The organism is Halorientalis litorea (assembly GCF_023028225.1).
GTDB lineage: Archaea > Halobacteriota > Halobacteria > Halobacteriales > Haloarculaceae > Halorientalis > Halorientalis litorea.
Genome location: NZ_CP095482.1, coordinates 1,551,445 through 1,576,576, shown reverse-complemented (window position 1 = coordinate 1,576,576; position 25,132 = coordinate 1,551,445). Strand labels below are relative to the sequence as shown.

At 67.7% G+C, this 25,132-nt stretch carries 24 protein-coding genes; 16 read left to right on the top strand and 8 right to left on the bottom strand.

Annotated features, from left to right (window positions below; all coding sequences use genetic code 11):
• Nucleotides 1-58 precede the first annotated feature (58 nt).
• The 4 genes from hemB (at nt 59) to lrp (ending at nt 3,712) form a co-directional block, all read left to right on the top strand.
• Nucleotides 59-1,090, top strand: a complete 1,032-nt coding sequence (hemB, locus tag MUG95_RS08450; RefSeq protein WP_247005655.1) for a porphobilinogen synthase — start codon at nt 59-61, stop codon at nt 1,088-1,090.
• A 443-nt stretch (nt 1,091-1,533) separates the two neighbouring features.
• Nucleotides 1,534-2,859, top strand: coding sequence for an ammonium transporter (locus MUG95_RS08445; RefSeq protein ID WP_247005653.1), 1,326 nt, complete (start codon nt 1,534-1,536; stop codon nt 2,857-2,859).
• On the top strand, nt 2,856-3,218 hold the full coding sequence (gene glnK1, locus MUG95_RS08440; protein WP_247005651.1) for a nitrogen regulatory protein GlnK1: 363 nt from the start codon (nt 2,856-2,858) through the stop codon (nt 3,216-3,218). Before MUG95_RS08445 ends, glnK1 begins: the two co-directional genes overlap by 4 nt.
• 26 nt (nt 3,219-3,244) lie before the next feature.
• Nucleotides 3,245-3,712, top strand: a complete 468-nt coding sequence (lrp, locus tag MUG95_RS08435; RefSeq protein WP_247005649.1) for an HTH-type transcriptional regulator Lrp — start codon at nt 3,245-3,247, stop codon at nt 3,710-3,712.
• A gap of 108 nt (nt 3,713-3,820) precedes the next feature.
• Here lrp and cmk read toward each other — a convergent pair whose 3' ends face one another.
• Together cmk and MUG95_RS08425 are read right to left on the bottom strand one after the other, a co-directional pair.
• Complete coding sequence (gene cmk / locus MUG95_RS08430) at nt 3,821-4,435, bottom strand: (d)CMP kinase (RefSeq protein WP_247005647.1); 615 nt, start codon at nt 4,433-4,435, stop codon at nt 3,821-3,823.
• Nucleotides 4,436-4,588: 153 nt separating this feature from the next.
• Nucleotides 4,589-6,352 (bottom strand): nitrite/sulfite reductase, encoded by a 1,764-nt coding sequence (locus MUG95_RS08425; RefSeq protein ID WP_247005646.1) that lies wholly within the window; start codon nt 6,350-6,352, stop codon nt 4,589-4,591.
• A 292-nt stretch (nt 6,353-6,644) separates the two neighbouring features.
• On the opposite strand from MUG95_RS08425, the gene MUG95_RS08420 reads away from it, so the two are divergent.
• Entirely contained in the window at nt 6,645-6,941 is a 297-nt protein-coding gene (locus tag MUG95_RS08420) for a hypothetical protein (protein ID WP_247005645.1), read from the top strand.
• Between the two features lie 2 nt (nt 6,942-6,943).
• Here MUG95_RS08420 and MUG95_RS08415 read toward each other — a convergent pair whose 3' ends face one another.
• From MUG95_RS08415 to nasA, 3 genes are read right to left on the bottom strand one after another with little or no spacing between them, the layout of a single operon-like run.
• A complete protein-coding gene (locus MUG95_RS08415) occupies nt 6,944-7,600 on the bottom strand; it encodes a molybdenum cofactor guanylyltransferase (RefSeq protein ID WP_247005643.1) in 657 nt (218 codons plus the stop codon).
• 1 nt (nt 7,601) lies between these two features.
• Entirely contained in the window at nt 7,602-8,906 is a 1,305-nt protein-coding gene (locus MUG95_RS08410) for an MFS transporter (protein ID WP_372608199.1), read from the bottom strand.
• A gap of 2 nt (nt 8,907-8,908) precedes the next feature.
• On the bottom strand, nt 8,909-11,023 hold the full coding sequence (nasA, locus tag MUG95_RS08405; protein ID WP_247005639.1) for an assimilatory nitrate reductase NasA: 2,115 nt from the start codon (nt 11,021-11,023) through the stop codon (nt 8,909-8,911).
• Nucleotides 11,024-11,332: 309 nt separating this feature from the next.
• Here nasA and hemL point away from each other — a divergent pair, with 309 nt between their 5' ends.
• Nucleotides 11,333-12,673, top strand: coding sequence for a glutamate-1-semialdehyde 2,1-aminomutase (hemL, locus tag MUG95_RS08400; RefSeq protein WP_247005638.1), 1,341 nt, complete (start codon nt 11,333-11,335; stop codon nt 12,671-12,673).
• Here the strand turns inward: hemL and MUG95_RS08395 are convergent.
• Nucleotides 12,670-13,623: a DUF4349 domain-containing protein gene (locus MUG95_RS08395; protein WP_247005636.1), complete on the bottom strand. Its 954-nt coding sequence runs from the start codon at nt 13,621-13,623 to the stop codon at nt 12,670-12,672. The two genes, hemL and MUG95_RS08395, sit on opposite strands and share 4 nt — an antisense overlap.
• Before the next feature lie 100 nt (nt 13,624-13,723).
• Between MUG95_RS08395 and MUG95_RS08390 the strand changes: the two genes are divergently transcribed.
• The 3 genes from MUG95_RS08390 to MUG95_RS08380 are packed head-to-tail and all read left to right on the top strand — an operon-like array spanning nt 13,724 to nt 15,883.
• Nucleotides 13,724-14,527 carry an HVO_0234 family beta-propeller protein gene (locus tag MUG95_RS08390; RefSeq protein ID WP_247005634.1) on the top strand — a complete coding sequence of 268 codons (804 nt, stop codon included), beginning with the start codon at nt 13,724-13,726 and terminating at the stop codon, nt 14,525-14,527.
• A gap of 32 nt (nt 14,528-14,559) precedes the next feature.
• The gene (locus MUG95_RS08385; RefSeq protein ID WP_247005632.1) at nt 14,560-15,408 is read left to right on the top strand and encodes a ribose-phosphate diphosphokinase; all 849 of its coding nucleotides are present in this window, start codon (nt 14,560-14,562) and stop codon (nt 15,406-15,408) included.
• 58 nt (nt 15,409-15,466) lie between these two features.
• Nucleotides 15,467-15,883 (top strand): hypothetical protein, encoded by a 417-nt coding sequence (locus MUG95_RS08380; protein ID WP_247005629.1) that lies wholly within the window; start codon nt 15,467-15,469, stop codon nt 15,881-15,883.
• 174 nt (nt 15,884-16,057) lie between these two features.
• Here MUG95_RS08380 and ileS read toward each other — a convergent pair whose 3' ends face one another.
• Nucleotides 16,058-19,300, bottom strand: coding sequence for an isoleucine--tRNA ligase (ileS, locus tag MUG95_RS08375; protein WP_247005628.1), 3,243 nt, complete (start codon nt 19,298-19,300; stop codon nt 16,058-16,060).
• Nucleotides 19,301-19,439: 139 nt separating this feature from the next.
• On the opposite strand from ileS, the gene MUG95_RS08370 reads away from it, so the two are divergent.
• From MUG95_RS08370 to MUG95_RS08355, 4 genes are all read left to right on the top strand, one after another.
• Entirely contained in the window at nt 19,440-19,781 is a 342-nt protein-coding gene (locus MUG95_RS08370) for a DUF4177 domain-containing protein (RefSeq protein WP_247005626.1), read from the top strand.
• A gap of 9 nt (nt 19,782-19,790) precedes the next feature.
• Nucleotides 19,791-20,426, top strand: a complete 636-nt coding sequence (locus MUG95_RS08365) for a uracil-DNA glycosylase (protein WP_247005624.1) — start codon at nt 19,791-19,793, stop codon at nt 20,424-20,426.
• A gap of 54 nt (nt 20,427-20,480) precedes the next feature.
• Nucleotides 20,481-21,332, top strand: coding sequence for a ZIP family metal transporter (locus MUG95_RS08360; protein ID WP_247005623.1), 852 nt, complete (start codon nt 20,481-20,483; stop codon nt 21,330-21,332).
• A gap of 78 nt (nt 21,333-21,410) precedes the next feature.
• Nucleotides 21,411-22,328 carry an LEA/WHy family protein gene (locus MUG95_RS08355; RefSeq protein ID WP_247005621.1) on the top strand — a complete coding sequence of 306 codons (918 nt, stop codon included), beginning with the start codon at nt 21,411-21,413 and terminating at the stop codon, nt 22,326-22,328.
• An 18-nt stretch (nt 22,329-22,346) separates the two neighbouring features.
• Here the strand turns inward: MUG95_RS08355 and MUG95_RS08350 are convergent, their stop codons facing one another.
• Nucleotides 22,347-23,504 (bottom strand): thiolase family protein, encoded by a 1,158-nt coding sequence (locus MUG95_RS08350; protein WP_247005619.1) that lies wholly within the window; start codon nt 23,502-23,504, stop codon nt 22,347-22,349.
• 83 nt (nt 23,505-23,587) lie between these two features.
• On the opposite strand from MUG95_RS08350, the gene MUG95_RS08345 reads away from it, so the two are divergent.
• From MUG95_RS08345 to MUG95_RS08335, 3 genes are all read left to right on the top strand, one after another.
• The gene (locus MUG95_RS08345) at nt 23,588-24,013 is read left to right on the top strand and encodes an HIT family protein (protein ID WP_247005617.1); all 426 of its coding nucleotides are present in this window, start codon (nt 23,588-23,590) and stop codon (nt 24,011-24,013) included.
• Between the two features lie 70 nt (nt 24,014-24,083).
• A complete protein-coding gene (locus MUG95_RS08340; protein ID WP_247005616.1) occupies nt 24,084-24,827 on the top strand; it encodes an AAA family ATPase in 744 nt (247 codons plus the stop codon).
• 34 nt (nt 24,828-24,861) lie between these two features.
• Nucleotides 24,862-25,074 (top strand): DUF7561 family protein, encoded by a 213-nt coding sequence (locus MUG95_RS08335; RefSeq protein WP_247005615.1) that lies wholly within the window; start codon nt 24,862-24,864, stop codon nt 25,072-25,074.
• Nucleotides 25,075-25,132: the final 58 nt, after the last annotated feature.

Below are 25,132 nucleotides of genomic sequence, written 5' to 3'. Positions count from 1 at the left end.
TTATGCGTTCCGGGACGAGAACAAGGGGTTTTTGCGCGCACCCGGGCTAGCGGCCGGTATGAACCCGACACGCCGCCCGCGGCGACTCCGGCGCGACGGCGTCCGCTCGCTGGTGAGCGAGGTGTCGCTCTCGGCCAGCGACCTCGTCGCCCCCGTATTCGTCGACGCGACGGCCGAAGAGCGCGCGCCGATTCCGTCGATGCCCGGCCACGAGCGCGTCCCCCTCGACGACATCGTCGCTCGCGTCCGGGAGGTGCGCGAGACGGGCGTCGAGGCGGTCATCCTGTTCGGGATTCCCCAGTCAAAGGATGCTCGCGGGTCACGTGCGTGGGCGGACGACGGCGTGGTACAGGAGGCCGTTCGCCGGGTGACGGCCGACACCGACGCGTACGTCATCACGGACGTGTGTCTCTGTGAGTACACCGACCACGGCCACTGCGGGGTGCTCACGAGCGAAGCGAGTGAGCGCTTGGAAGCGGCGCGCTCTTCCAGTGCGGTCGAGGCGAGCGCGACGGACGACTCCACGCTCACGGTGCGCAACGACGAGACGCTCGAACTGCTCCGAAAGACCGCGGTCTCACACGCCGAAGCGGGCGCAGACATGGTCGCACCGTCCTCGATGACCGACGGGATGGTCGGCGCGATACGCGCGGGACTGGACGAGGCGGACCACACGGACGTGGGCATCATGAGTTACGCCGTCAAGTACGAGAGTGCGTTCTACGGTCCCTTCAGGGATGCCGCCGACGGCGCGCCCGCCTTCGGGGACCGGCGACACTACCAGATGGACCCTGCCAACGCCCGCGAGGCCCTCCGTGAGGCCCGCCTCGACGCCGAACAGGGCGCGGACGTGCTGATGGTCAAGCCCGCGCTCTCGTATCTCGACATCGTCCGGAGCGTCCGCGAGGAGTTCGACCACCCCGTGGCGGCGTACAACGTCTCCGGCGAGTACGCGATGCTCCACGCCGCCGCCGAGAAGGAGTGGCTGGACCTCGAAGCGGTCGCCCACGAGTCGCTGCTGTCCATCAAACGCGCCGGTGCGGACCTCATCGTGACCTACTTCGCCGAGGACGTGGCCCGCCGACTCTGAGTGTGTGAGTCGTTCAAACCGACGACCCGCTATTACTGAACGTCTATGTATTCAGAAGATAGGTGGTCGGTATTCGTCCACTGTGTCGAATAGGTGGACGAAATCGAGGGTACGTCGCCACCGAAAAGACGAACGCACAGTTCGGAGCGCGCGCGCCGATTTCGGGGCCGAATCGGCCGTTCGGCGGTTGACAATCGTCCGGTTCCACACCGGACAATTGCCCCGATACTGGACGGAATACAACCTTAAACAGATAATAGTCTACTGTAATCTGGACGGTCGTCTACAGCATACTTGGAAAGTTCCCGTTCTTCAAGCCAACGCTTATGTAGTGCTATTCCATCACGTTCTCTCGTGAGCGACAATACAAACGCAGCGGTAATGGGTGGAAAGTTAGACGAATACGGAGTAACGTCCGCATTCGGTGAACAGGAGGTGTGGGAATGAGCGAGCTCCTCGTTCCCTTGCAGGTCGACGTCGCCAGTATCGCGAACGCGGTGAACTTCACGTGGATACTGGTGGTGTCGTTCCTCATCTTCTTCATGCACGCTGGCTTCGCCATGCTGGAGGCGGGGCAGGTGCGCTCGAAGAACGTCGCCAACCAGTTGACTAAGAACCTGCTCACGTGGTCGGTCGGTGTGATGGCCTTCTTCCTCGTCGGCGCGGGAGTGAGTAGCCTCGTCGGCGGTGGGGGCTTCTCGTTCACCGGTCTGGCCGACCCGGCATCGTGGGCCAGCGGCTGGTTGTACGGTGCCGTCTTCGCGATGACGGCGGCGACCATCGTCTCCGGGGCCGTGGCGGGACGCGCGAAACTCCGCGCGTACGTGACCTACACGTTCCTGCTCGCCGCGATTATCTACCCCGTGGTCACCGGCATCACGTGGTCCGGTACCTACATCAGTAGCTTCCTCGGAACCGGCTTCCAGGACTTCGCGGGCGGGATGATCGTCCACGGCATGGGCGGCATCGCGGGCCTCACCGCGGCGTGGGTCCTCGGTCCCCGCCTCGACCGGTACAACGACGACGGGAGCGTCAACGTCATTCCGGGTCACTCGCTGACCTTCGCCGTGCTGGGGACGCTCATCCTCGCGTTCGGCTGGTACGGCTTCAACGTCGGGACCGCAGCCATCTTCACCTCCGGTGAGAGCGGGATGCTGTTCAACGGGGCCGTCCTCGGCCGCGTTGCACTGACGACGACGCTGGCGATGGCGATGGGTGCCATCGGTGCCGGTGGGGCTGCGAAGCTCAAGACCGGCAAGGTCGACACGCTGTACGTCGCCAACGGCCTGCTGGCCGGACTGGTCGGCATCACCGCCATCCCCGACGTCGCGACGTGGTGGGGTGCGATCGTCGTCGGCGGGCTGGCCGGCGTCCAGCTCCCCTACGTGTTCGGCTTCGTGGAGAAGACGCTCAAGATCGACGACGTGTGTGCAGTCTTCCCCGTCCACGGGAGTGCAGGCGTCCTCGGGACGCTGCTGTACCCCTTCGTCGCAGTCGGCGGGTTCTCCGTGAACGCGCTCATCGCACAGGTCATCGGCGTCGTCGCCATCGCCGCGTGGACCATCGTGGCCACGGCGGTGGTGTTCGGCGTGCTGAAGGCCATCGGACAGGCACGCGTCGATCCAGCCCACGAACGCGAGGGGCTCGACATCTCGGAACACGGCGTCGAGACGTACCCCGAGTTCTCGCTGGGTGACGAACCGGCCGTGACCGACGGTGGCGAGTTCCGCACCGACGGTGGCTCGACCGAAGGAGGTGAGAACGAATGAGCAACGCTAACGACGGCGAAATAAAGATGATCGTGGCGTTCATCCGCCCCGGCAAACTCACCGCAGTCAAGAAAGGGCTCGCCGAAGTCGGCGCGCCCTCCCTGACGGTCACGAACGTCCGTGGCCGTGGGAGCCAGCCCGTCAAGAAGGGCCAGTGGCGCGGCGAGGAGTACGTCGTCGACCTCCACGAGAAGGTCAAACTGGAGACGGTCGTCGCCGACGTGCCCGCCGACGACGTGGTCGAGGCAATCAAAGACGCCGCCCACACGGGCGAGCCCGGCGACGGCAAGATATTCGTCGTGGACGTCGAGGACGCGGTCCAGATTCGCACCGGCAAAAGCGGCACCGAGGCGGTCTGACGGCCCGACGCCCGGTTTTCAGTACAATGGACATAGACGACACAGACAGACGTATTGTAAACGCGCTACTGGACGACGGACGAGCCAGTGCCCGCGACATCGCCGCCGAAACCGGCGTCGCCGCGACGACGGTATCGAAACGGCTCGACGAACTCGAAGCGAGCGGCGTCGTCGCGGGCTACACCGCGACAGTCGACTACGAGGAACTGGGGTACGACATCACCGCAATCTTCCACCTCGGCGTCGACGGCGACGGCCTCGCGTCGGTCGTCGAGCGACTCCGCGGCCACGACCGGATGGTCGGCGTCTACGAAGTGACCGGGAGCCACGACATCGTCGCCGTCGGGAAGTTCACCGACACCGACGAGATGAACGCCGAAATCAAGACACTGCTCACGGACGAGCACGTGAAGGCGGCGAACACGAGCGTCGTCTTGAACACCGTCCGCGAGTTCGAGACGTTCGCCGTCGACACCGAGGACGAAGAGAACTAGCCGCGGCGTCTCTTTTGACTGGCGGACTGTCACCACCCACACGGAGTGGAGTCGCTGTCGGCGTCAGTCCGACGCCGCTCGGCCCCGGGTCGAATGGGCCGGCCGAGGTTAAATCTCCAAATCCGGTACTGTGAACGCGCCTTCGTCTACGGTCGCGTCGTACTCACGGATAGCGGTGAGGACGATTTCGAGGACGGCCTCCGGCGGCCAGCGGGCGGTGTTGACCGCGAGGTCGTAAATCGAGAGGTCGGCGAGGTCGATGTCGTAGTAGGACTCGTAGCGGTCCTCCTCGATGACCTCCCGGACCTGCATCTCGGCGGTCATCTCCTCGCGTTCGGCCGTGCGGTCGGCGCGGACGTTCTCGGGGGCATCGAGCCAGAGCCGGAGGTCCGCGCGGTTCCCGGCTATCCACCCCGCGAGCCGGGATTCGAGGACGAACGCCTTGTTGGCCGTTCCCCACTTCTCGGCGATGGTCTGGAGCCGTCGGTCCAGTGCCCGGTCGATGTCGTCCGACTGGCCCGCCTCGGCGACGAGTTGCGTGAGGGTCATGTCGCGGTCCTCGGCCATCTCGCGGAACACTTCGCCGCCGGAGACGTAGCCACAGTCGAGGGCGTCCGCGAGACCCTTCGAGAGCGTCGAGATGCCGCTCCCCGGCGGGCCGGAGACGGTGATGAAGAGGTTCTTGTCCGCCAACCGGTCGTCGGATGGTCTCGTGTCGGTCATGTGTCCCGGTCCGAGCGCGGAGGGAATAAACGCCCGGGACAGCGGACGAGCGTTGCCGGTTACGTGGTGCCGTCCTCGGCGGTGCCGTCGAACAGTTCCGGCGCGGCGTCGAACGGCGGCGTCGTCGCCCCCTCGTCGGCGGTGGGGTCGGCATCAGTCATCGGCCGAGATGGGCGTGCCGTCGGCGTCCGTCGGCGCGGGACTCTCGCCGTCGGCGAAGGGGTACCACGACTGCTTGGCGTCGTACAGGCAGGGGTCCTCGTAGTCGGTCTCCTCGGGTTCGGCCAGCGTCATCAGGTTGGCCTGTCCCGTCGCGTCGACCCACTCGCGGAACGTCTGCCCCTCCTCCCGGAGTGCGGCGAACGCCTCAAGTATGTTCCGTATCGCGCCGGGAGCTTCGTCGGCGGGCACGCGTTGGCGGACCCACTCGACGAAACTCGGCTCCTCGCCGATACCGCCGCCGACGCCGATGTCGACGGCCTCGACCATCTCGCCGTCCTTGCGGGCGCGCATCCCCTGTAGCCCGATGTCGGCGGTCATCGCCTGCCCGCAGTCGGCCGTACAGCCCGAGAAGTGCATCTTGATGCGGTCCACGTCGTCGGGAACGTCGACGTTGTCCCGGAGCCAGCGGAGCATGACGGCCATCCGGGCTTTCGTCTCCGTCAGCGCGAGCGAGCAGAACTCCGTCCCGGTACAGGCCATCGCCCCCTGCACGAATGGGTTGGGTTCGGGCGTGTGTTTCGCCAGCAGCGGCTCCGCGAGCAGGTCGTCGAGGTTCTCGTCCGGCACGTCCATCACGAGCGGGTTCTGCCGGCGGGTGAGTCGGATTTCGCCGCTACCGTACTCCGCGGCTACGTCGGCGAGTTCGATGGCGTCCGCGGCGGCCATCCGGCCGACTGCGACCGACAGCCCGACGTAGTTGTCGCCGTCCCGCTGGTCGTAGACGCCGACGTGGTCGTGGGCACCGCGCTCGGTCGGCTTCCCGGCGTTGTACGTGTACTCCCCGCGGAAGTTCGTTCCAGCCGGTTCGAGTTCGAAGTCCAGCCGCTGTTCGAGCGCGTCGCGTATCTCGTCGGTGCCCCACTCGTCGACGAAGAAGCGGGCGCGGTTCTTCGACCGATTCTGGCGGTTCCCCTCCTCGTGGTAGAGTTCGACGAAGGCGCGAACGGTCGCCTTGGCGTGTTCCGGCCGGACGAACAGGTCGAGCGACCGGGCACGGCGCGGTTCGCGGCCGCCGAGGCCGCCGCCGACCCGGACGTTGAACCCCCGCACATCCTCCCCCGCGATGAGTTTGTGGGCCGGTTCGAGGCCGATGTCGTTGATGGCGTCCTGGGCACACCCCTGCCGACAGCCGGTGACGGAGATGTTGAACTTCCGGGGCATGTTCGAGAGGTCGTCGTCCCCCCGAATGTCGGCCTGAATCTCGTCCAGCAACTCGCGGGTCTCGACGTACTCCTCGGCCTTGCCGGCGACCGGACAGCCGGAGATGTTGCGCATCGTGTCGCCACCCGCCGACCGGGAAGAGACGCCCACCGACTCCAGTTTCTCCCACACGGCAGGGATGTCCTCCAGTTTGAGCCAGTGCAGTTGTACCGATTGGCGGGTCGTGAAGTCGACGTACCCGTTCCCGAACTCCGGGTTCTCGACGGGGCCGGTGGCGTAGTCGCGGGCCACTTCGCCGATAGCACGCAGTTGGCCCGGTTCGAGGACGCCGCCGCAGTTGGTCAGACGCAACATGAAGTAACTCTCCTGCCCCGACCGCTGGTGGAACACACCCCAGAACTTGAATCGAGTGAACCACTCCTCGCGCTCGTCCTCGGGGATGGACTCCCAGCCGCGTTCCGCGAACTCCAGTATCTTCTCGCGCACCTCGTCGCCGTACAGGTCGTCTTTGATTCCTTCTTTCTTGTGTGGCATCCGTATCACGTAGAGTCGTATTCTTTCTGCCGAGATACCGCAACGTTCGGGCAGTGTTTCGCGTCTAAATGAACGCACCTCTGCCGTGTAATAGTAGCCGTTGATGAATGTCGAATTTCGGGTGAGATTCCGACTGTTCGTCTACTTTCACGGGACGCGGGTGGAGGGCGTCGGTTCGGGTGGCCGAGACCTGCCGTCTCTCCGGGTCGGTGCGGCGTTGCCGGGGGCGGCAGGTGCGAGACGGTGCGTTCGCGTCGGGGTAGTTTTTGCGTCCGGCGTTCGACCCGCCGACATGGGCGACCAGCGCGACCCCGAGAAGACCCTCGAAGACTGGAAGGCGGAGATGGAAGCCGAACACGAGGCGGCGATAGCCGACCCCGACCCGGACGCGACCCACCGCATCGAAGGCGTCACGCAGGTCAACTACCGGGTGTCCTTCGAGTACGACGAGACGGCCGAGGCCCTCGAACGGGCCAGCAGGGAGCAAGTCGACGAGTTACAGGACCCGGAACTGCTGTCGTGTGTCTGTGGCGTCCGGGGAATGACGCGGGCGGAAGCGCGGGAACACATCCGCGCGGCGCGGTCCTGAGACTACGGCGTGGCGTCGGGTGCGTCCTCCGGAACGCCGTCGTCCGGCGTCAGTCTGTCGAGAGTGCCGGGCGTATTGACGTTCGCAAGCGCGCGTGCGTCGGCGTAGTCCCGGACCGTCGGTTCGCCGACGACGGCCGCGTCGAGGATGTCGAGGAGCTTCGTCAACCGGCGGTCGCCGCGCTCTATCGCCGTCTCGCAGGCCTCGCGTGCCGGGTCGACGCGGTAGACGGCACAGAGCGGTTGCCGTCGCCCGTCGAACTCGGGAACGGCGGCCGTTACGCCCGCGTCCTGTACCCGTTCACACAGGTGTGCCAGGAGGGCCGGGGCGACGAACGGCATGTCGCAGGCGACGACCACGGCGTAGCGACCGGCGGCGACGCGGAGGCCGGTCCGAAGCCCGTAGAGCGGCCCGCGGTCGGACACGGGGTCGACGGCCAACCGTGGGTTCCGTGGTGCGTCCGCGAGGGCCGCCCGAACGTCGGCCGCCTGGTCGTCCCGACAGTTCACCACGAGTTCGTCGGTAGCGGGGGCGAGTCGGTCGGCGACGCGGCGGACCATCGGCGTCCCCTCGACCGGCACGAACGCCTTGTCCCGGTCCCCGAAGCGACGGGACCGTCCGCCCGCGAGGACGAGCGCGGAGTGTCGTGGGCCGTGCATATCAGTCGTCGGCGGAGACGGCACCCGGTTCGGTGTCGGCACCGAGGAAGCCGTGACTGGTCGCTTTCTCCGCGATGCGGGGCTGGAACACCCACGCGGTCAGCAGGATGATGGGCACCATCGACACCGCCACGACGGAGTAGCCGGTGTGGAGGTTCGGCAGGAACGGTGCGGAATACACCAAGGGGTAGACGATGCCACCGACCGTACCGACGCCGCCGACGACGCCCGCGACGGCCCCGGAACTGTCCGGGAACATCGCCGGTACCTGCGCGAAGATGGCACCCTCCGCGAACGCACAGCCCATGCCGACGACGAACCCGGCACCGACGGCGAGCAAGACTTGTCCGGACAGTCCAGCCAGCGTCATCCCGACCATGGCGACGGCGATGAACGACAGCGAGACGAACGTCCACTGCTCGCGGTAGCGGCCGGTGAAGATGGGCAGAATGTTCTTTTCTTTGCGTGCGAGCAGGTCGCTGACGTACCCACCGATGGGGCGGAGCAGGCCCGCGGCGACGGAGAACGTGGCCGCGAACGTACTCGCAAGCACGAGGTTCTGGGTGTTGAACCCCTCGCGGTAGTAGGTCGCCAGCCAGCCGTTCATCGACAGTTCGAGGCCGAAGCTCATCACGTACGCGAGTGCCAGCACGACCGTCCCGTACCGCGTCGCGGTGTGAATCCAGTCTTTGAGCGTCGCCGTCTGCTTGGTCGCCTGCCGCTTTTTGTCGCTCTTTGCGGCCTCGCCGACCGTGTAGTAGACGACGGCGAGCAGGATGGAGACGATGCCGGTGTAGAAGAAGGCGGCCCGCCAGTTCGTCGAGAACAGCGGCCCGCTCCACCCGGTTCCGAACACGCGGGGGAGGATGAGCGCGCCCCCGGCGGCCCCGGCGTTCCCGATGCCGGCGTAGATGCCCTCCGCCAGCCCGAGTTCGTCCTCCTCGAACCACTCGGAGACGTGTTGGATACCGATGACGAAGGTGATGCCCGCCGTGGCGACGATGAGGCGTTCGACGAAGAACACGGTGTAGGACTGGGCGAACGCCGACGCCATCGAGAACACGCCGACGTAGGCCAGCACGATGGCGAACACCGTCGGCGCGCCCCAGCGGTCCGAGAGCCACCCGGTCAGGATGCGACCGAACGGCGCGAGCCAGATAGCCGCACTGGCGAGGACGCCGATTTCGGCCAGCGAGAGGCCGAACTCCTCGGCCATCGGTCCCGTGAACGGGGCGAACGAGAACCAGATGAGAAACGAGAAGTTGAATCCGATAGTGGCGAGCACCAGCGTCCGGTACTTGGTCATCTTCATGCGTCCACCTCCTCACGGGCGTCGGCGGATTCCTCGTCGTGGGTGACACCCGTCGTGTCCGTCTGCAGGCGGACGGCGCACTGTTTGTAGTTCGGTTCGTCCGATTGTGGGTCGGTCGCGGGAACGGTGAGGTCGTTGGTCATCGGATGGTGAATCGGGAGCCAGACCATCCCCTCGGGGATGGTCGGGTCGGGTTCGACGCGGGCCGGAACGACGCCGCGCCGTGATTCGATGCGCACTGTGTCGGTGGTACCGTCGAGGTGAGCCTCGACTGTCGCGGGGTCGACGCGTGCGGTTACGTCGCCGGGGTCGTCCACCGACCGGGTTCGGATGCCGGTGTTGTACTCGTCGGCCTCGCGGGCCGTCGTCAGCGTCAGCGGGTAGTCGTCGTCGGTCAGTTCCGGCAGGTCCGTCGCGTCGGTGTCGACCGTCGAGAACTGCGCGCTGCCCGAGGGCGTCTCGAACGACCACGACTCGTCGTCCCCGTCGTGGTCGTGGTAGCGGTACGCGGTCGAGCTCTCGGCGTCGGGTGCGGGCCAGCGGACGGCCTGTTCCGCGTCGAGTCTGTCGTAGGAGATGCCCGAGCAGTCGGCGGGCGTCCCGGCGGTCAGCGACGCGAACTCCGCGAATACCTCGGCCGGGTCGACCGGCGGGTCCGGGAGCAGGTCGGGGTACAACCGCGACGCGAGGCCGGCGATTATGTCGAGGTCGCTCCGCACCCCGTCGGGCGTGTCCGTCGCCGCGTGGACCCGCGAGACGGTCCGCTCCATGTTCATCAGCGTCCCGTCCGTCTCGCCCCACGTGATGGCCGGGAGCACCACGTCGGCGAGGTCGGTCGTCTCGGTGTGGAACACGTCCTGCGTGACGAGGAACGCGTCGGCCAGGTTCTCGGCGGCGGCCGACGCGTCGGGCAGGCCGACGGCGGGGTTCGTCGCCACCGTGTAGACCGTCTCCACCTCCTGGCCGATGCTGTCGACGATGCCGACGGGTCCCGGGCCGGGGTCGTCCGGGAGGCGGTCGCGGGGTACACCCCACGCCTCGGCGACGGTGGCACGGGCGTCCGGGTCGTCGAACGGTCGGTGTCCGGGCCACGTCCCTTTCGAGGAACAGACGCGTGTCCCCATCGAGTTCGCCTGTCCGGTCAGCGAGAACGGTCCGCTGCCCGGTCGCAGGTTCCCGGTGGCGAGACAGCAGTCGATGAGTGCTCGGGACGTCGCCGTCCCGCGGACGCTCTGGTTGATACCCATCCCCCAGTAAATCAGCGTCTGGAAACTCATCGCGTCCGCGAGGTACTCGACGGTCGTCGGCGAGACACCGGCCTGTTCGGCCGCCTCGTCCGTCGGGGGCAGGTCGGCCACGAGGTCGTCGAACCCCTCGGTCGCCCGGTGGACGAACCCGCGGTCGAACGCGTCGGTGCCGATGACGCGGGCCAACACCGCGCGGGCCAGCGCGAGGTCACCGCCGGGGGCGACCTGCACGTGGCGGTGTGCGGCCTTCGCCGTCTCGGTGCGAACCGGGTCGACGACGATGAGGCGACTGTCGTCGTCCATCGCGCTCCGCTGAATCCACTGGAACATGACGGGGTGCGCGGCCGCCGGGTTCGCCCCCCAGATGATGTGGCTCTGGGCCTCCGGGATATCGTCGTACGTACACGGCGGGGCGTCGCTGCCGAACGACTGGTAGTACGCCGCCACCGCGCTCGCCATACAGAGCGTGGTGTTGGCGTCGTAGTGTCTGGTCCCGATGCCACCGCGGGCGAACTTGCCGAGGGCGTAGGCGGCCTCGTTGGTCTGTTGCCCGCTCCCCAACACCGCGACGCTGTGCGGATCCCGCGCTATCGACGCCCCCATTCGGTCCGCGACGAGGTCGAGTGCGTCGTCCCACGTCGTCTCGACGAGTTTGCCGTTCTCCCTGACGAGTGGCCGGCGCAACCACTCTCCGTCGGGGTCTGCCGTCTCGGTGACGCCGCGCTGACACGCCAACCCGTGGTTGACGGGATGGGACCCGTCACCGCGGACGGTGTCGATGCCGTATCCCTCGTCGACGCCCATCTGCATGTGACCACACCCGACCGCACAGCGCGCACACGTCGTCGGTATCCAGTCACTCATGTTCGGAGACGGACGGCATGTGACGGTCGGATAGTTCTGCGCCGTATCGGTGTCGCATCACCAATCTATTCATCGACTAATTATACACACTATGTAGATACAACAATAATCTTTTAATACCCAAACTAAGCTGGCGGGAGCGTTGACGGACGGGCAGTTTACAATGGGATGCAATCGCCTTAAGGACGTAAAGCGTCGATTTGTTCCGCGAAGAGTTGCACGTCCGGGCAGTTCTGAGCGACGCCAGCGGCCCGGCAGCCGTGAGCGGAGTGGGTCAACCATTTTAGCGGCGCGTCCGAAGACTGGCGCATGACCGACGAGCAGTCGCGGGATTTGTACGACCGGGCACTGTCCGTGCTCCCCGGCGGCGTCAACTCGGCGGTGCGGGCCGCCATCGAACCGTACCCGCCGTTCATCGAGCGTGGCGACGGCGGCCACGTGATAGACGCCGACGGCGACCGCTACATCGACTGGGTGATGGGCTTGGGGCCGCTCCTGTACGGCCACGACCAACCCGACCCCGTGCAGGCGGCCGTCCAGTCCCACGCCAGCGAAGGCCCGATGTACGGGATGCCGACCGAAATCGAAGTCGAACACGCCGAGTTCGTCGCCCGCCACGTCCCCAGCGTCGAGATGCTCCGATTCGTCAACAGCGGGACGGAGGCGACGGTGTCGGCCTGCCGTCTCGCCCGCGCGCACACGGGCCGTGACAAGATTGTCGTGATGCAGGGGGGCTACCACGGTGCCCAAGAGTCGACGCTCGTGGAGGGCGAGTACGACGACACCAGCCCCTCCAGTCCGGGCATCCCCGACTCCTTCGCCGAGCACACGCTCGCGGTGCCGTTCAACGACCGGGAGGCCGCCCACCGTGTCTTCGAGGACCACGGCGAGGACATCGCGGCCGTCATGGTCGAACCCATCCTCGCGAACTACGGCATCGTCCGGCCCGTCGACGGCTACCACGAGACGCTTCGGGACCTGACCGAGGACCACGGCGCGCTCCTGATTTTCGACGAGGTCATCACTGGCTTCCGCGTCGGCGGCCTCCAGTGTGCCCAAGGGAAGTTCGGCATCGACCCCGACCTGACCACCTTCGGCAAACTCATCGGCGGCGGCTTCCCCGTCGGTGCCATCGGTGGCTCCGCCGAAATCATCGAGGAGTTCACGCCCTCGGGCGAGGTGTTCCAAGCCGGGACGTTCTCGGGCCACCCGGTCACGATGGCCGCAGGCCTCGAATCGCTCCGCTACGCCGCCGAGAACGACGTGTACGACCACATCCACGGCCTCGGCGAGCGGTTGCGGACGGGCCTGCAGGACATCGTGGCCGACCACGCCCCGGAGTACACCGTCACCGGCACCGACGGGATGTTCAAACTCGTCTTCAGCCGCCACGGTCCCGAGAGTTACGACGCCCACTGTGCGGGCGGGTGTGCCCAGCGCGAGTCCTGCTCGCGGTTCGATACGTGTCCGAAGACGGCCGCGGACGTGGCACGCGGCGAGACGGACCGCTGGCGGCGCGTCTTCTGGCCGAAGATGCGCGAGCAGGGCGTGTTCCTCTCGCAGAACCAGTACGAGTCCCAGTTCGTCACCTATGCCCACACCGAAGACGACGTGGACGAGACGCTGGAAGCGTACAAGAACGCGCTCTAGTCCTCGTCGTCGCCGTCACCCCCACCGTCGTCCTCGCCCGTCGCGTCGGAAGTCGGCGCGGGCGGGCGGTCACTCGGTCCGAACAGTGTCTGCAACCGGTCACGGAGACGGAGCCAGATGCTCCAGAGGCCGAAGCCGAAGGTGCCGAACAGGAGCGCGGCGAACCCGACGGGGATGGCGTAGCCGAAGAAGACGATGACGTACTTCACGGCCGTCAGCCCGCCGTTGAACGCGCTGGCGAAGGCGTCGGCGAAGCCGAAGGCCGTCTCGAAGGTCTGGGGCGGCCTCCGGCTCTCGGGTTCGTGCATGTCGACCCGGATGGTGCTGAGAGCCTGCCGCTGGCGGAGTTGGGACTGCTGGCTCCGCAACTCGCGCAACTCGTTCCGGACCTCCTGCAGTTCGTCGCGGAGGTCCGCGGCCGCCGAGGCGTTCTCGGTGCGGTTGAGGACGCGCTCCAGTTCCCGCTGGTCGCGCTCTAGCTGTCGAATCCGCTCCTGTCTGTCGCGGTACTGGCCAGTGAAATCGAGCGCGCGGACGCTCTCGTCCTCGACCCGGCCGAGGTCGGCGACGGCGTCCCGCGCCGCCGAGAAGTTCTCCGCGGGCACCCGGACGGTCACCATCCCGGTGTCCCACTCGCCCTCGCTTCGCTGGCGGCGGTCACCGAGGTAGCCGCCGTACCGGTCGGCGACGGCACGGAGCGACCGGAACGACCGCGAGAAGTTCTCGACGCGGAGCGACATGTCCGCCTCGCGGACGACGATTCGCTCGCCGTCGTCGCCGTAGTAACTGCCGACGCCGCCACCGCCGCCGGCACCGACGTCGGGGGCCCCGCCGGAGTCTCCGCCGCCGCCCTGTGAACTGCCGAGTTGTGCGTTGCACCCGGCGAGTGCCACGAGCGCGACGAGTACGAGGGCGAGAGCGACACGACGCCACGGGTGGTCGGTTGCCATGCCGACGTGTGGACGGCTGACACACATCAATCCCCCGAAGGGTCAAACAGCGACTGAGTGACGACGGGGAGGTTTTCTACCCGGCCGGACAACTGCCGGTATGAGCACCCTCGACGAGAAGCGCGTCTACGGCGAGAAGGCGGGCCGGACGGAACTGTACGTCGCCGCGGAGATGGGCGTGGCCGTCGTGAGCGTCTCCGACGACATCGTGGGCGAGTTCACGCTCGACCACCGCTGTACCGCCCGCGACGTGGCGGCCGGACCGGACCGCCTCGCCGTCGCCACGGACGAGGACGTACTGGTGAGTGCCGAGGGCGGGTACACCGGGACGGCCTTCGGCCCGGCGGTGGCCGTGGGCTTCGACGGGGACCGCCTGCTCGCGGCGGGACCGGACGGCCGCGTCGCCGCCCGCACGGGCGAGGCGTGGACCGACCTCGGGACCGTCACGGACGTGCGGGCTATCGACGGCCGCCTCGTGGCGGGCAAGGGCGGCGTCTACCGCGCGGACGACGACCTCACGCACGTCGGCCTCTCGGACGTACGGGACGTGACTGGCGCGAGCCAACCGCTGGCGGCGACCGGTGACGGTCTCTACTACCTCGGCCCCGGGTGGGCCGCGGCACTCGATGGAGCCTTCAGCGTGGTCGCCAGCGGGTCGGCCGAGGGGGACCCGGCCCACGCCGCGACGGCCGACGCGCTCTACGAACGGGACGGCGAGACGTGGGTCGAGCGGTCGCTTCCGGTCGACGGGCGCGTCACCGACGTGACACACGGCGCGGGGACCTACGCCGTGACCGCCGAGGGCGTCGTCTTGGTCGACGCCGGCGACGGGTTCCGGGACCGGGCACTCGGCCTGCGGGACGTGCGGGCCGTCGAAATCGCGCCCCGAGCGGGCGGTTCGTAAAGGGCTTTAACCACGACGGTGACGGCTCAGGTATGATAGTCAGCGGGTCGGCGTCGCAGTCGCTCGCGGCGACCCTCGCCGACGAGACAGGGCGAGCACTGGCCCCCGTCGAGTTCGAGCGGTTTCCCGACGGCGAGCAGATGGTCCGGGTCCCGGACCTCGACACCGACCGCGCCGTCGTCGTCGCCTCGACCGTCTCCAGCGACGCACACGTCGAACTGCTCCAGCTGCAGGACGCCGTGCGCGAGTCCGGCGTCGACGAGGTGGTAACTGTCCTCCCGTACATGGGCTACGCCCGGCAGGACGAGGCGTTCGGGGCGGGCGAACCCGTCTCCGCGCGGGCGATGGCCCGCGCAATCAGCACCGGGACCGACCGCGTGTTGACCGTCGAACCACACGAGGCGGCCGTCTGTGACTTCTTCGACGTTCCGGCCGAGGCAGTCCCAGCCGCGGGGCAGTTGGCCGAGCCGCTCCCCGAAGACCTGACCGAACCCGTCTTCGTCTCCCCCGACGAGGGGGCAATCGGCATCGCGGACCGCATCCGGGACGCCTACGGCCGCGGCGAGACCGATTACTTCGAGAAGACCCGGCTCTCCGGGTCGGAGGTCGAACTCGAACCCCGCGAGGTCGACGTGGACGGCCGGGACGTGGTCGTCGCCGACGACATCGTGGCCACGGGGTCGACGATGTCCGAGGCCGTCGGCGTCCTCGCCGAGCAGGGGGCCGCCCGGACGTACGTCACCTGCGTCCACCCCCTGCTCGCGGCCAACGCCCACACGAAACTGGCCCGGGCCGGTGTCGAAGCCATCTACGGCACCGACACCATCGAGCGACCGACGAGTGCCGTGAGCGTCGCGGCCGCCCTCGCCGAGGCACTCTGACCGGCCCCTACGGGTGTCGGCCCGGGGTATAAGTTCGTTTGGCACCGAGTGACACGGCATGGCCGCCGAACCCGAGCGCGCTGACAGCGGCGACGCGCCCGTCACGTTCGTTCTGTTCTGTCTGCTGGTCGGGCAACCAGCGGTCGTGTTCGCGCTCGCGGTGGCGTCGCCCACGCCGCTCGTCTTCGCCGTCATCGGCGGCGGCACCCTCGCGCTCGCGGCGACGGCGACGCGTGGCTTCCGGACGCGAGGGTACTCGGCGGACCGCCTCGTGGATTTCGTCCTCGTCGTCGCGGCGACGCAAATCGTGGTCGCGCTAGTGTTCGGTCTCTTCCTCTCCCTCCTCGACTCGGGGGGCGTGACGCAGGCGGCACTGCGCCCGGCAGCCGTGGTCCTCGGCTACCCGGTGGCCTACTACGTCGTCTACCGGCGCGCGCCGCTCTCGCTACCGGACCTCGGGTTCGGAAGCGACTGAGGGAGTCAGTCAGACGCTTCGGGCGCGCTCGACGGTTCGACGGCAACCACCTTTTTCCGCTCGGCCGCGCTCCGCGCACCACTCGCGCAAAAACGTGGGCGAAAAAGGCCGGACGCGAGCCGCTGGCTCGCGTCCGGGTGCCGTGCTTGTGCCGCGACCACGGCGCGCGCCGTCTCAGTCAGACGCTTCGGGCGCGCTCGACGGTTCGATGGCGATGTCCATCGTCAGGTCGTCGACCTCCCACTCGCGGCGGTGTCCGTCCTCGACGGCACCGAACTCCTCGGCCCGAACCTCCTCGGCGATGAGAGCCTCGTGGTCGGCCACGAGGTCAGCCACCCGGTCGTCGTCCACGGTGTACTCGACGCGGATGGTGGCGTCGAGGTCCAAGTCGAGGTCCTTGCGCATCTCCTGGACGCGGCGGATGACCTCGCGGGCGTACCCCTCGCTCTCGATGTCCTCGGTGAGCGAGGCGTCGACGTAGACGACGCCGCCCGTCTCGCCGTCGAGGTCGAACGAAACGCCGGTCACGCCGTCGGGCGTCTCGGTGACGAACTCGACCATCTCCTCGGTCAGGGCCACGTCCTCGCCCAGCCGTTCGGCGACGGCGGCTTCGAGGGCGTCGAGGGTCGGGTCGGCGACGCTCGCCTCGTTCAGCGCGTTCATCACGCGCCCGGCGTCGTCGCCGAACTCGGGGCCGAGGACGCTCATGTCGGCCTCGGCCGAGTACCGGAGTTCACCCCAGCGGTCGCCGGGACCGACGAGTTCGATGTCGCGAGCGTTCAGCCGGTCTTCGAGCAGGTCACGCTGGCTCCGGACGGCGGCGGCGGTGTCCTCGTCGTCGACGGCGACCACGACGCGCTGGACCGGCCAGCGGAGGCTCCGTTCGGCCTGCTGGCGGGCGTTCGAGCCCGCTTCCTCGACGGCACGGGCGACTTCGACCGCCGCCTCCAGTTGCGGGTCGTGCCAAAAGTCGTCGGCCTCGGGCCAGTCACACATGTGGACCGTCTCGTACCCCGCGTCGCCGGTGAGCGTCCCGTAGATTTCCTCGGCGGCGAAGGGTGCGAAGGGTGCCAGAAGCGTAACCGTCTCTTCGAGGATGCGGTAGAGCGTGGCGTAGGCGGCGGTCTTCGAGTCGGTGTCGCCCTCCTCCCACACGCGCTCGCGGACCACCTGCACGTAGAAGCGGGACACGTCCTCCACGACGAACCCGAGCAGTTCGTCCAGTGCCTTGTCCTGCTCGAAGTTCTCCATGTGCTCGGTCATCCGCTTTTCCACGTCTTGGAGCCGGGAGAGCACCCACTCGTCGACCAGTTCGGTCTCGGCGTCCTGCAGGTCGACGGCCTCGGGGTCGAAGCCGTCCATCCGCATGTACGGCAGGGGGAACCGGAACACGTTCCAGAGGATGTTCAGCCGGCGTTGCATCTCGGCCATCTCGTCCCACGAGAACTTCATGTCGTCCGCCTGTGCGGTGAACGAGAGCAGGAACAGCCGCATCGGGTCCCGGCCGTGCCGGTCGATTGCCTCGCCGGGTTCGACGATGTTACCCAGCGACTTCGACATCTTCCGGCCGTCCTCGTCCAGCGCGTGGCCGTGCATCACGACTTGCTCGTAGGGCACCTCGCCCAGCGCGGCGGTGCCCATGCCGAGTTGCGACCAGAACCACCCGCGTGTCTGGTCGTGGGCCTCGATGATGAGGTCGGCGGGCCACAGTTCCTCGAAGGCGTCCTCGGTCTCGGGGTAGTCGAGGGTGCCCCACGTCGCCACCGAGGAGTCGAGCCACACGTCGAACACGTCGGGCACGCGCGTGTAGGTGGTGCCGTCCCGGGTGACGGTCACCTCGTCTACCGTCCCCTTGTGCAGGTCCACCGTCTCGGGGTCGATGTCCTGGTCGGCCAGTTCCGCCAGTTCCTCGCGCGTGCCGACGACGATGGCCTCGTCCATGTCCCCGCTCCAGTCCTCGGGCGTCCAAATCGGGATTGGAATCCCCCAGTACCGCTGGCGCGAGACGTTCCAGTCCGGTGAATCCTCGACGAAGTCCCGGAAGCGGTTGTCGCGTGCCTCCTGTGGGTACCACTCGCTGTCCTCGATGTTGTCGAGCAGTTCGTCCTTGATGTCGGTGACCGTGATGAACCACTGGTCGGTCACGAGGCGCACGATGTCGGTGTCACACCGCCAACACTGCCCCTCACGGACCGAGTGGCCCTCCTCGCTGGCGAGCAGGTGACCCGCCGAATCGAGGTCGGCGATGACCTCGTCGTTCGCGTCCCGGACGAACGTGCCGGCGTAGTCGCCGGCCGCCTCGGTGTAGACGCCATCGTTCCCGACCGGACAGAACACCTCCAGTCCGAGTTCCTGCCCGCGTGCGAAGTCCTCCTCACCGTGGCCCGGCGCGGAGTGGACCAGTCCGGTGCGGTCCGCCTCCACGTAGTCTGCGGTGTAGACTTGCAGACTGTCGTCGGCCTGTGCGTGGTCGGGGACCTGTTCGGCGAGCGGGTGGTCGTACTCCCAGCCGACCATCTCCTCGCCGTCAAGTCGCTCGACTTCCTCGTAGTCCTCGTAGCGGCCGGCCTTCAACACGTCCTCGATGCAGTCGGCGGCGACGTACAATCGCTCCGTCTCGCCGTCCTCGACGGATTCGCCGCTCCGGTTCGCGGACGAGTCCGCGCGTTTCTCGGCGTCGACGGCGACGTACTCCAACTCGGCGTCGACGGCGACGAACGTGTTGGCGACGATGGTCCACGGCGTCGTCGTCCAGATGACCAGACTCCCCTCCCGCTCTGCGAGCGGGAACTTCACGTAGATAGAGGGCTTGCCGACCTGATGATACTCGACTTCGTTGTTGGCGATGGCCGTCTCACACCGGGGGCACTGGTTGATGGAGCGTTTGCCCTGCTCGACCAGTCCGCGGTCGTCGGCCTGCGCGAAGCCCCACCACGCGGCCTCCATGTACTCGGGTTCGACCGTCTTGTAGGGGTCGTCCCAGTCCATCCAGACGCCGAAGGACTTGAAGTCCTCCTGCAGGCCCGCTAGTTGCTCCTCGGCGAAGTCCTTGCACTCTTCGATGAACTGCTGTTCGCCGAACTCCTCGATGTCCTTCTTGTTCTCGAAGCCCAGTCGTTCCTCCACCTTCGTCTCGATGGGCAACCCGTGCATGTCGTAGCCCGGGCGGTCGGTCACGTCGTAGCCCTGCATGCGGAGATAGCGGATGTAGGCGTCCTTGACCGTCTTGTTCCACGTCGTCCCCATGTGGGCCGCCCCGGAGGTGTACGGCGGGCCGTCCACGAAGAAGTACGTCTCCCCGTCCGCCCGGTGATCGACCGTCTGCTCGTAGGCATCGACAGCGTCCCAGTAGTCGAACACCCCGTCCTCCACGTCGTGAGGGTCGTACTGGTCGTCGACCGGTTCGAACCTGCTCATGTGTCCCCAATTCGGGGCCGGGACTAAATGAGAATCGGTCGCAGGGCGCGAGCCACCGACGCGCAGGCGGCGTCGACAGCGCGCGTCCCGGCCGCAGACGACCGCTAGGGTTATTGCCCAGTCTCACCGGGATTGAGCCATGGGATTCTTCGACCGCGGGGACGACGGCAACACGGACACGACGGGGACCGACGACGGACCGACGTTCGGCGAGACGTGGACGGTGTCGCCCGACAGCGACGGCCAGCAGTGGGAGTACCGGGTCGTCGAGACGAACGCGGTGCGGGGTGCGGTCAAGACCGACGGCCGGTACGGGTCCGTCGACGAGGTACTGAACGAGTTCGGCAAAGAGGGGTGGGAGTTGGTCGAGACTGTCGAGGGCCTCCGGTTGGACGGTGGCGGGTCCACGGAGGGGACGGCCGAACTCCTGTTCAAACGCCCGGCGACGTACGAACAGCGGCACCAAGACAGCACCCAGTAGACCACGCCGATGCCGTCCCATCCCGACCCGGACGAGCGGAACCGACTCGCGCCGGACTGCCGGCGGTGTCCCGCACTAGTCGAGAGCCGGGAGTGCATCTCGTGGGGCAACGGGCCCCTCGACGCCACTCTCGTCGTCGTCGGCGAGGCACCGGGCCACGGCCACCCCGACGCCGAGCGGTGGCAGGGCGGGAACTGGACCGGGATGGCCTACACCTCGCGCCACTCCGGGCGGCGGATTCGGGAGTTGCTCGCCGAGGCCGGCTACGGCGACGGAGCCTGCTACTTCACGAACGCGGTCAAGTGCTTCCCGGCCGACCCCGAGGACCCGACCACGAACCGCGAACCGACCGCCGAGGAGCGGGCGAACTGCCGCCCGTACCTCCGCGAGGAGATAGCGACTGTCGCGCCGCGGGCGGTCGTTCCGACCGGAAAATACGCGACGCAGTCGGTTCTTTCTCTCGAAGGTATCGACACCGACAGCTTCCTCGATGCGGTCTTGGAGCCGATGGACTGTCCGACGCTCGGGACGACGGCGGTGCCGCTGTTGCACCCCTCGTATCAAGAGGTGTGGCTGTCGCGGTTGGGGTACGACCGCGGGGAGTACGTCGCGGCTCTCGGGGAGAGGCTGGCGGACTGTGGGTAGCGGGCGGGCTGTGACGGGCGGGCATATATATCACGTGACGCTGAAACAGGGGCAATGGTCGCAGTCGTGGACCTCTTCCGGGGTCTCGTCGGGACCGACCCCGTGGTGGGCGCGCTCGTCGCGGGCGTGTTCATCGCGCTGTTGAACCTACTCGGGGCGAGTCTCGTCCTCGTCTGGCGAAACCCCAGCGAGCGGGCACTCGACGGAGCCTTGGGCTTTGCGGCGGGCGTGATGCTCGCGGCGGCGTTCACCAGCCTCATCATCCCCGGCATCGAGCAGTACTCGGGCGGGAACCCAGTCCCGACGCTCGTCGGGGTGGCACTCGGCGCGCTCTTCCTCGACCGGGCCGACGGCATCGTCCCCCACGCCCACTATCTGCTGACCGGCCAGCGACGGACCGACGCGGCGAACCCGGGCGAGGAGGTGCCCGGCATCGACAACGAGAAACTCGCGCCGGTCGTCCTGTTCATCCTCGCTATCACGCTCCACAACATGCCCGAGGGACTGGCGGTGGGCGTCGGGTTCGGCGCGGCCGGCGGCGACCCATCGGCACTCGGCGACGCCATCGCCCTGATGCTCGCCATCGGTATCCAGAACATCCCCGAGGGACTCGCCGTGTCGGTGGCGGCGGTCAACGCCGGACTCGACCGCCGGTTCTACGCCGCCGTCGCCGGGGCGCGGGCCGGTGCCGTCGAGATACCGCTCGCGGTGGCTGGTGCCCTCGCGGTCCAACTGGTCCGCCCACTGCTCCCGTACGCGATGGGCTTTGCCGCGGGTGCGATGCTGTTCGTCATCTCCGACGAGATAATCCCGGAGACACACACCGGTGGCCACGAACGCGTCGCCACGCTGGGCGTGATGGCCGGGACCATCGTCATGCTGTACCTCGACGTGAGCCTCGGTTAGTATCCGTCTGCCGTCACCGGCGTCACAAAACCTGTGTGTGAGCGAAGGTATTTGAGCGACAACGAACAAGAGCCGACAATGGTTTCACGACGGGTCGCGCTGGCAGGCGGTGTCGTCGGTGCAGTTCTCCTGCTTGCGGTAGTCGGCGGCGCGGTGGCTGTCAGTACGTTCGAGCAACCCACAGTCGAATCGACGGAGTACCGCTGGGGGACGGTGAACGAGACGGGGACCGAGATTCAGACAGTCGTCACCGTCGACAACCCCAATCCGCTCGGGATTCCCGGCGTCGTCGACGTGGCGTACACGGCACGGCTCAACGACGTGGCCGTCGCCGCCGGGGAGAAGACTGGCGTCGGGTTCGCGCCGGGCACGAGTGGCATCACGGTGAACGCGACGATGGACAACAGTGCCATCGTGGACTGGTGGGTGACCCACGTCAACAACGGGGAAACGTCGTCGCTGTCCATCGACGCGACGGTCGCCGGACCCGGTTTCGAGCGGGGCGTCCCGACCGAAGGACAGACTATCGAGACGGACGCCCTCGCCGGGATGAACGGTGAGCGAAACGAGGAAGTCACGGCCGAGGGCCGGACCGTGCTGGTCGTCGAGCGTGCGAGCGCGGCGTGGGGCGAGGCGACGGCCGAGACGACGCCCATCCAGACGGCCACCGTGGTGCAGAACGAGGCCCCCACGCCGCTGGACATCAGAGACGTGCGCTACATCGTCACGCTGAACGACGTGACGCTGGCGAACCGGACGAGTGCCGACACCTACACCGTCGCCCCCGAGTCTCGGGAGACGCTCGACTTGCGGATGGACCTCGACAGCACGAAGATGGACGAGTGGTGGGTCACGCACGTCCGGGACGACGAGCGGTCGGAGTTGAACGTGACCGTCCGCGCGACAGTCGACTCGCGTGCCGGGACCGAACGCGTGACGCTGGACTCGCTGAGTGAGGACTCGACCATCGAGACGAACATCGCGACGGCGGAGTGACCGGCCCGCCGGCGGCGTTCAGACGCGTTCGAGAATCGTCGCGATACCCTGCCCGAAGCCGATACACATCGTCGAGAGGGCGTAGTCGTCGCCGGTCTGTTGGAGTTCGTGGGCGAGTTTCGTCGTGAGTGCCGCGCCCGTCGCGCCGAGCGGGTGCCCGTGGGCGATGGCCCCGCCGTTGACGTTCGTGTCTTCCCACGAGGCACCGGTCTCTTCGAGCCACGCGGCGACGACGGCGGCGAACGCCTCGTTGACCTCGAACAGGTCGATGTCCTCGATGTCCATGTCGGCCTGTTCGAGCACCTGCTCGGTGGCCGGAATCGGGCCGGTGAGCATCGTCACGGGGTCGACGCCGACGGCTTCCGTCTGGACGATGCGCGCCATCGGGTCCCAACCGTGTTCCTCGGCGGCCTCACGGCTCGTGACCAGCAGGGCCGACGAGCCGTCGACGATGCCCGAGGAGTTCCCGGCGTGGTGGACGCCGTTGCCCTCCGCGCGGAACGAGAGCGGGAGCGACCCCAGCGTCTCCACGTCCGTCCCCGGCCGGGGGTGTTCGTCCTGTTCGACGGTGACGGCGTCACCGTCGACCTCGGTCTCGACGGGCGCAATCTGGTCGTCGTAGCGGCCGTCGTCCCACGCCTCCTTCCAGCGCGTCTGGGAGTCGACGGCGATTTCGTCGAGTTCCTGCCGGGAGAACCCGTACTCCTCGGCGATGCGTTCGGCCCCCTCGCCCTGCGTGGTCAACTCGTCGAAGTGCTCGAAGTACGTCGGCGACACCGACTGGCCGTCGGAGCCCATCGGGACACGCGTCATGTGTTCGACGCCGCCGGCGACGAGGACGTCGTGCTGTCCGGCCATGACGTTCGCGGCGGCGAAGTTGAGAGCCTGCTGGCCCGACCCGCACATCCGGTTCAACTGGACGCCGGGCACGTCGTCGCCCCACCCGGCGACCATCGGTGCCAGCCGTGCGATGTTGAGTGCCTGCTCGTCGACCGGCGTCACGCAGCCGTAGATGACGTCTTCGACAGTGTTCGGCGCGTCGAGGTCGTTGCGCTCTTCGAGTGATTTCAGTGGTTCCGCCGCCAAATCCTGCGGGTGTGTGTCACGGAAAGAGCCGTCGCGCTTCCCGAACGGTGTCCGCACCGCGTCTACGATGACCGCTTCCTTGCCTGCCATGACACGGCATATCGCACACTCGTGTTTTAGTGTTTCTCCTCGCCACACACACGCTTTTTAGGAGTGCGGTCGAACCCCCGGCGATGTCCGAGGACTGCATCTTCTGCCAGATAGTGGCAGGCGAGATACCGAGCGACACCGTCTACGAGGACGAGGACGTGTTCGCCTTCCTCGACGCGAACCCCCTCGCGCCGGGACACACACTCGTCATCCCGAAGGCCCACCACGAGCGACTGAACGACCTCCCCGACGACACCGCGCGGGCACTGTACGACGCGCTCCACGCGTTGATTCCCGCCGTCGAGGGGAGCGTGGACGCCCCCGCCAGCAACGTCGGCTTCAACAACGGCGCGGCGAGCGGACAGGAGGTACCGCACGTCCACGGCCACGTCATCCCCCGGTTCGAGGGCGACGGCGGCCACCCGATTCACGCCGTCGGCGGCGAGGCACCGGACCTGAGCGACGACGAGCGCGGCACCATCGCCAGCGACATCACGGACCGTCTGTGACCCCGCCGCCCTCTCGCACCCACGCGAGGATTCCGTACGTTTTTGTACCGGACCGAGACAATCACCTCGCGTGACAGGAAATGCGACGCTCGCGCTCGTCGGAACGGTCGGCGGCGCGGGGACCACGCGGTTGACCGTCGAGTTCGGGGCGACGCTCGCCCGGGCGGGCCGGGACGTGGCACTGGTCGACGCCGCCTTCGCCACGCAGGGGCTGGCCCGGCACGTCCCCGGCCGCGTCGACGCCGACCTCACCGACCTGCTAACCGGCGACGCCCCCCTCGACGCCGGTTTGCGCCAGTACCCGGTCGACCTCCCCGGGCAGTTGGCCGTCGCCCCCGCCCGCGCGCCGTTCGAACGACTGGCGCGGGCGAAGACACCCGAGGCGGCCGAGCAGTTCGAGGCACTCGTGAGACAGGCCAGGCGACAGTTCGACCACGTACTCGTGGACACGCCGCCGGTGGCCGCGAATCAGGCTGTCGCCGCCGTCTCGGCGGCCGACACCGTCGCGCTGGTCGTCCCCGCGAGCGAGCGCGGGCTGGACCGCCTGCCGACGATGCGGGACCGACTGCACGATATCGGCGCGCCCGTCGATAGCGTGGTGGCGAACTGGGCCGACGACGACGACGCAACGGTCGGCGGTGCCGACGCCACAGTCCCAGAGAGCGAGGCACGGGAACTCGCGGCACTCCCCGTCTGTGCGGCCCCCGACGCCGCGTTCGCGCCGGCGGTCGCGGACGCGGTCGAGTCGTGTCTGGACACGGACCTCGCGCTCTCGTTCCCGGACTCGGGACTGCTCGACGGGTACGTCGGGTGACGGTACTTATGTCTCTCGCCGCCGTACCGCGGGTATGACGAGCGAGCCGTGTGACGGCTGTGGGACGACAGTACGCATCGCCGGCGGCATCGGTGACTTCTGGTCGTTCTCGTCCGGCAGTACGGGGGGCTTGGAGTTGGAGTTGGCCGACGGCTCGGAGTGGTTCCTCTGTCACGACTGCGTCGACGACTTGCCCGACGACCGGGAGGTGACGGCCGCCGACGTGGAGGCGTTGCCGCCGCGGTGAGGCGACGTGACCGCCGGAACCCGATGGCTTTAGGCGATGCGGCGCGGTTGCTCGGGAC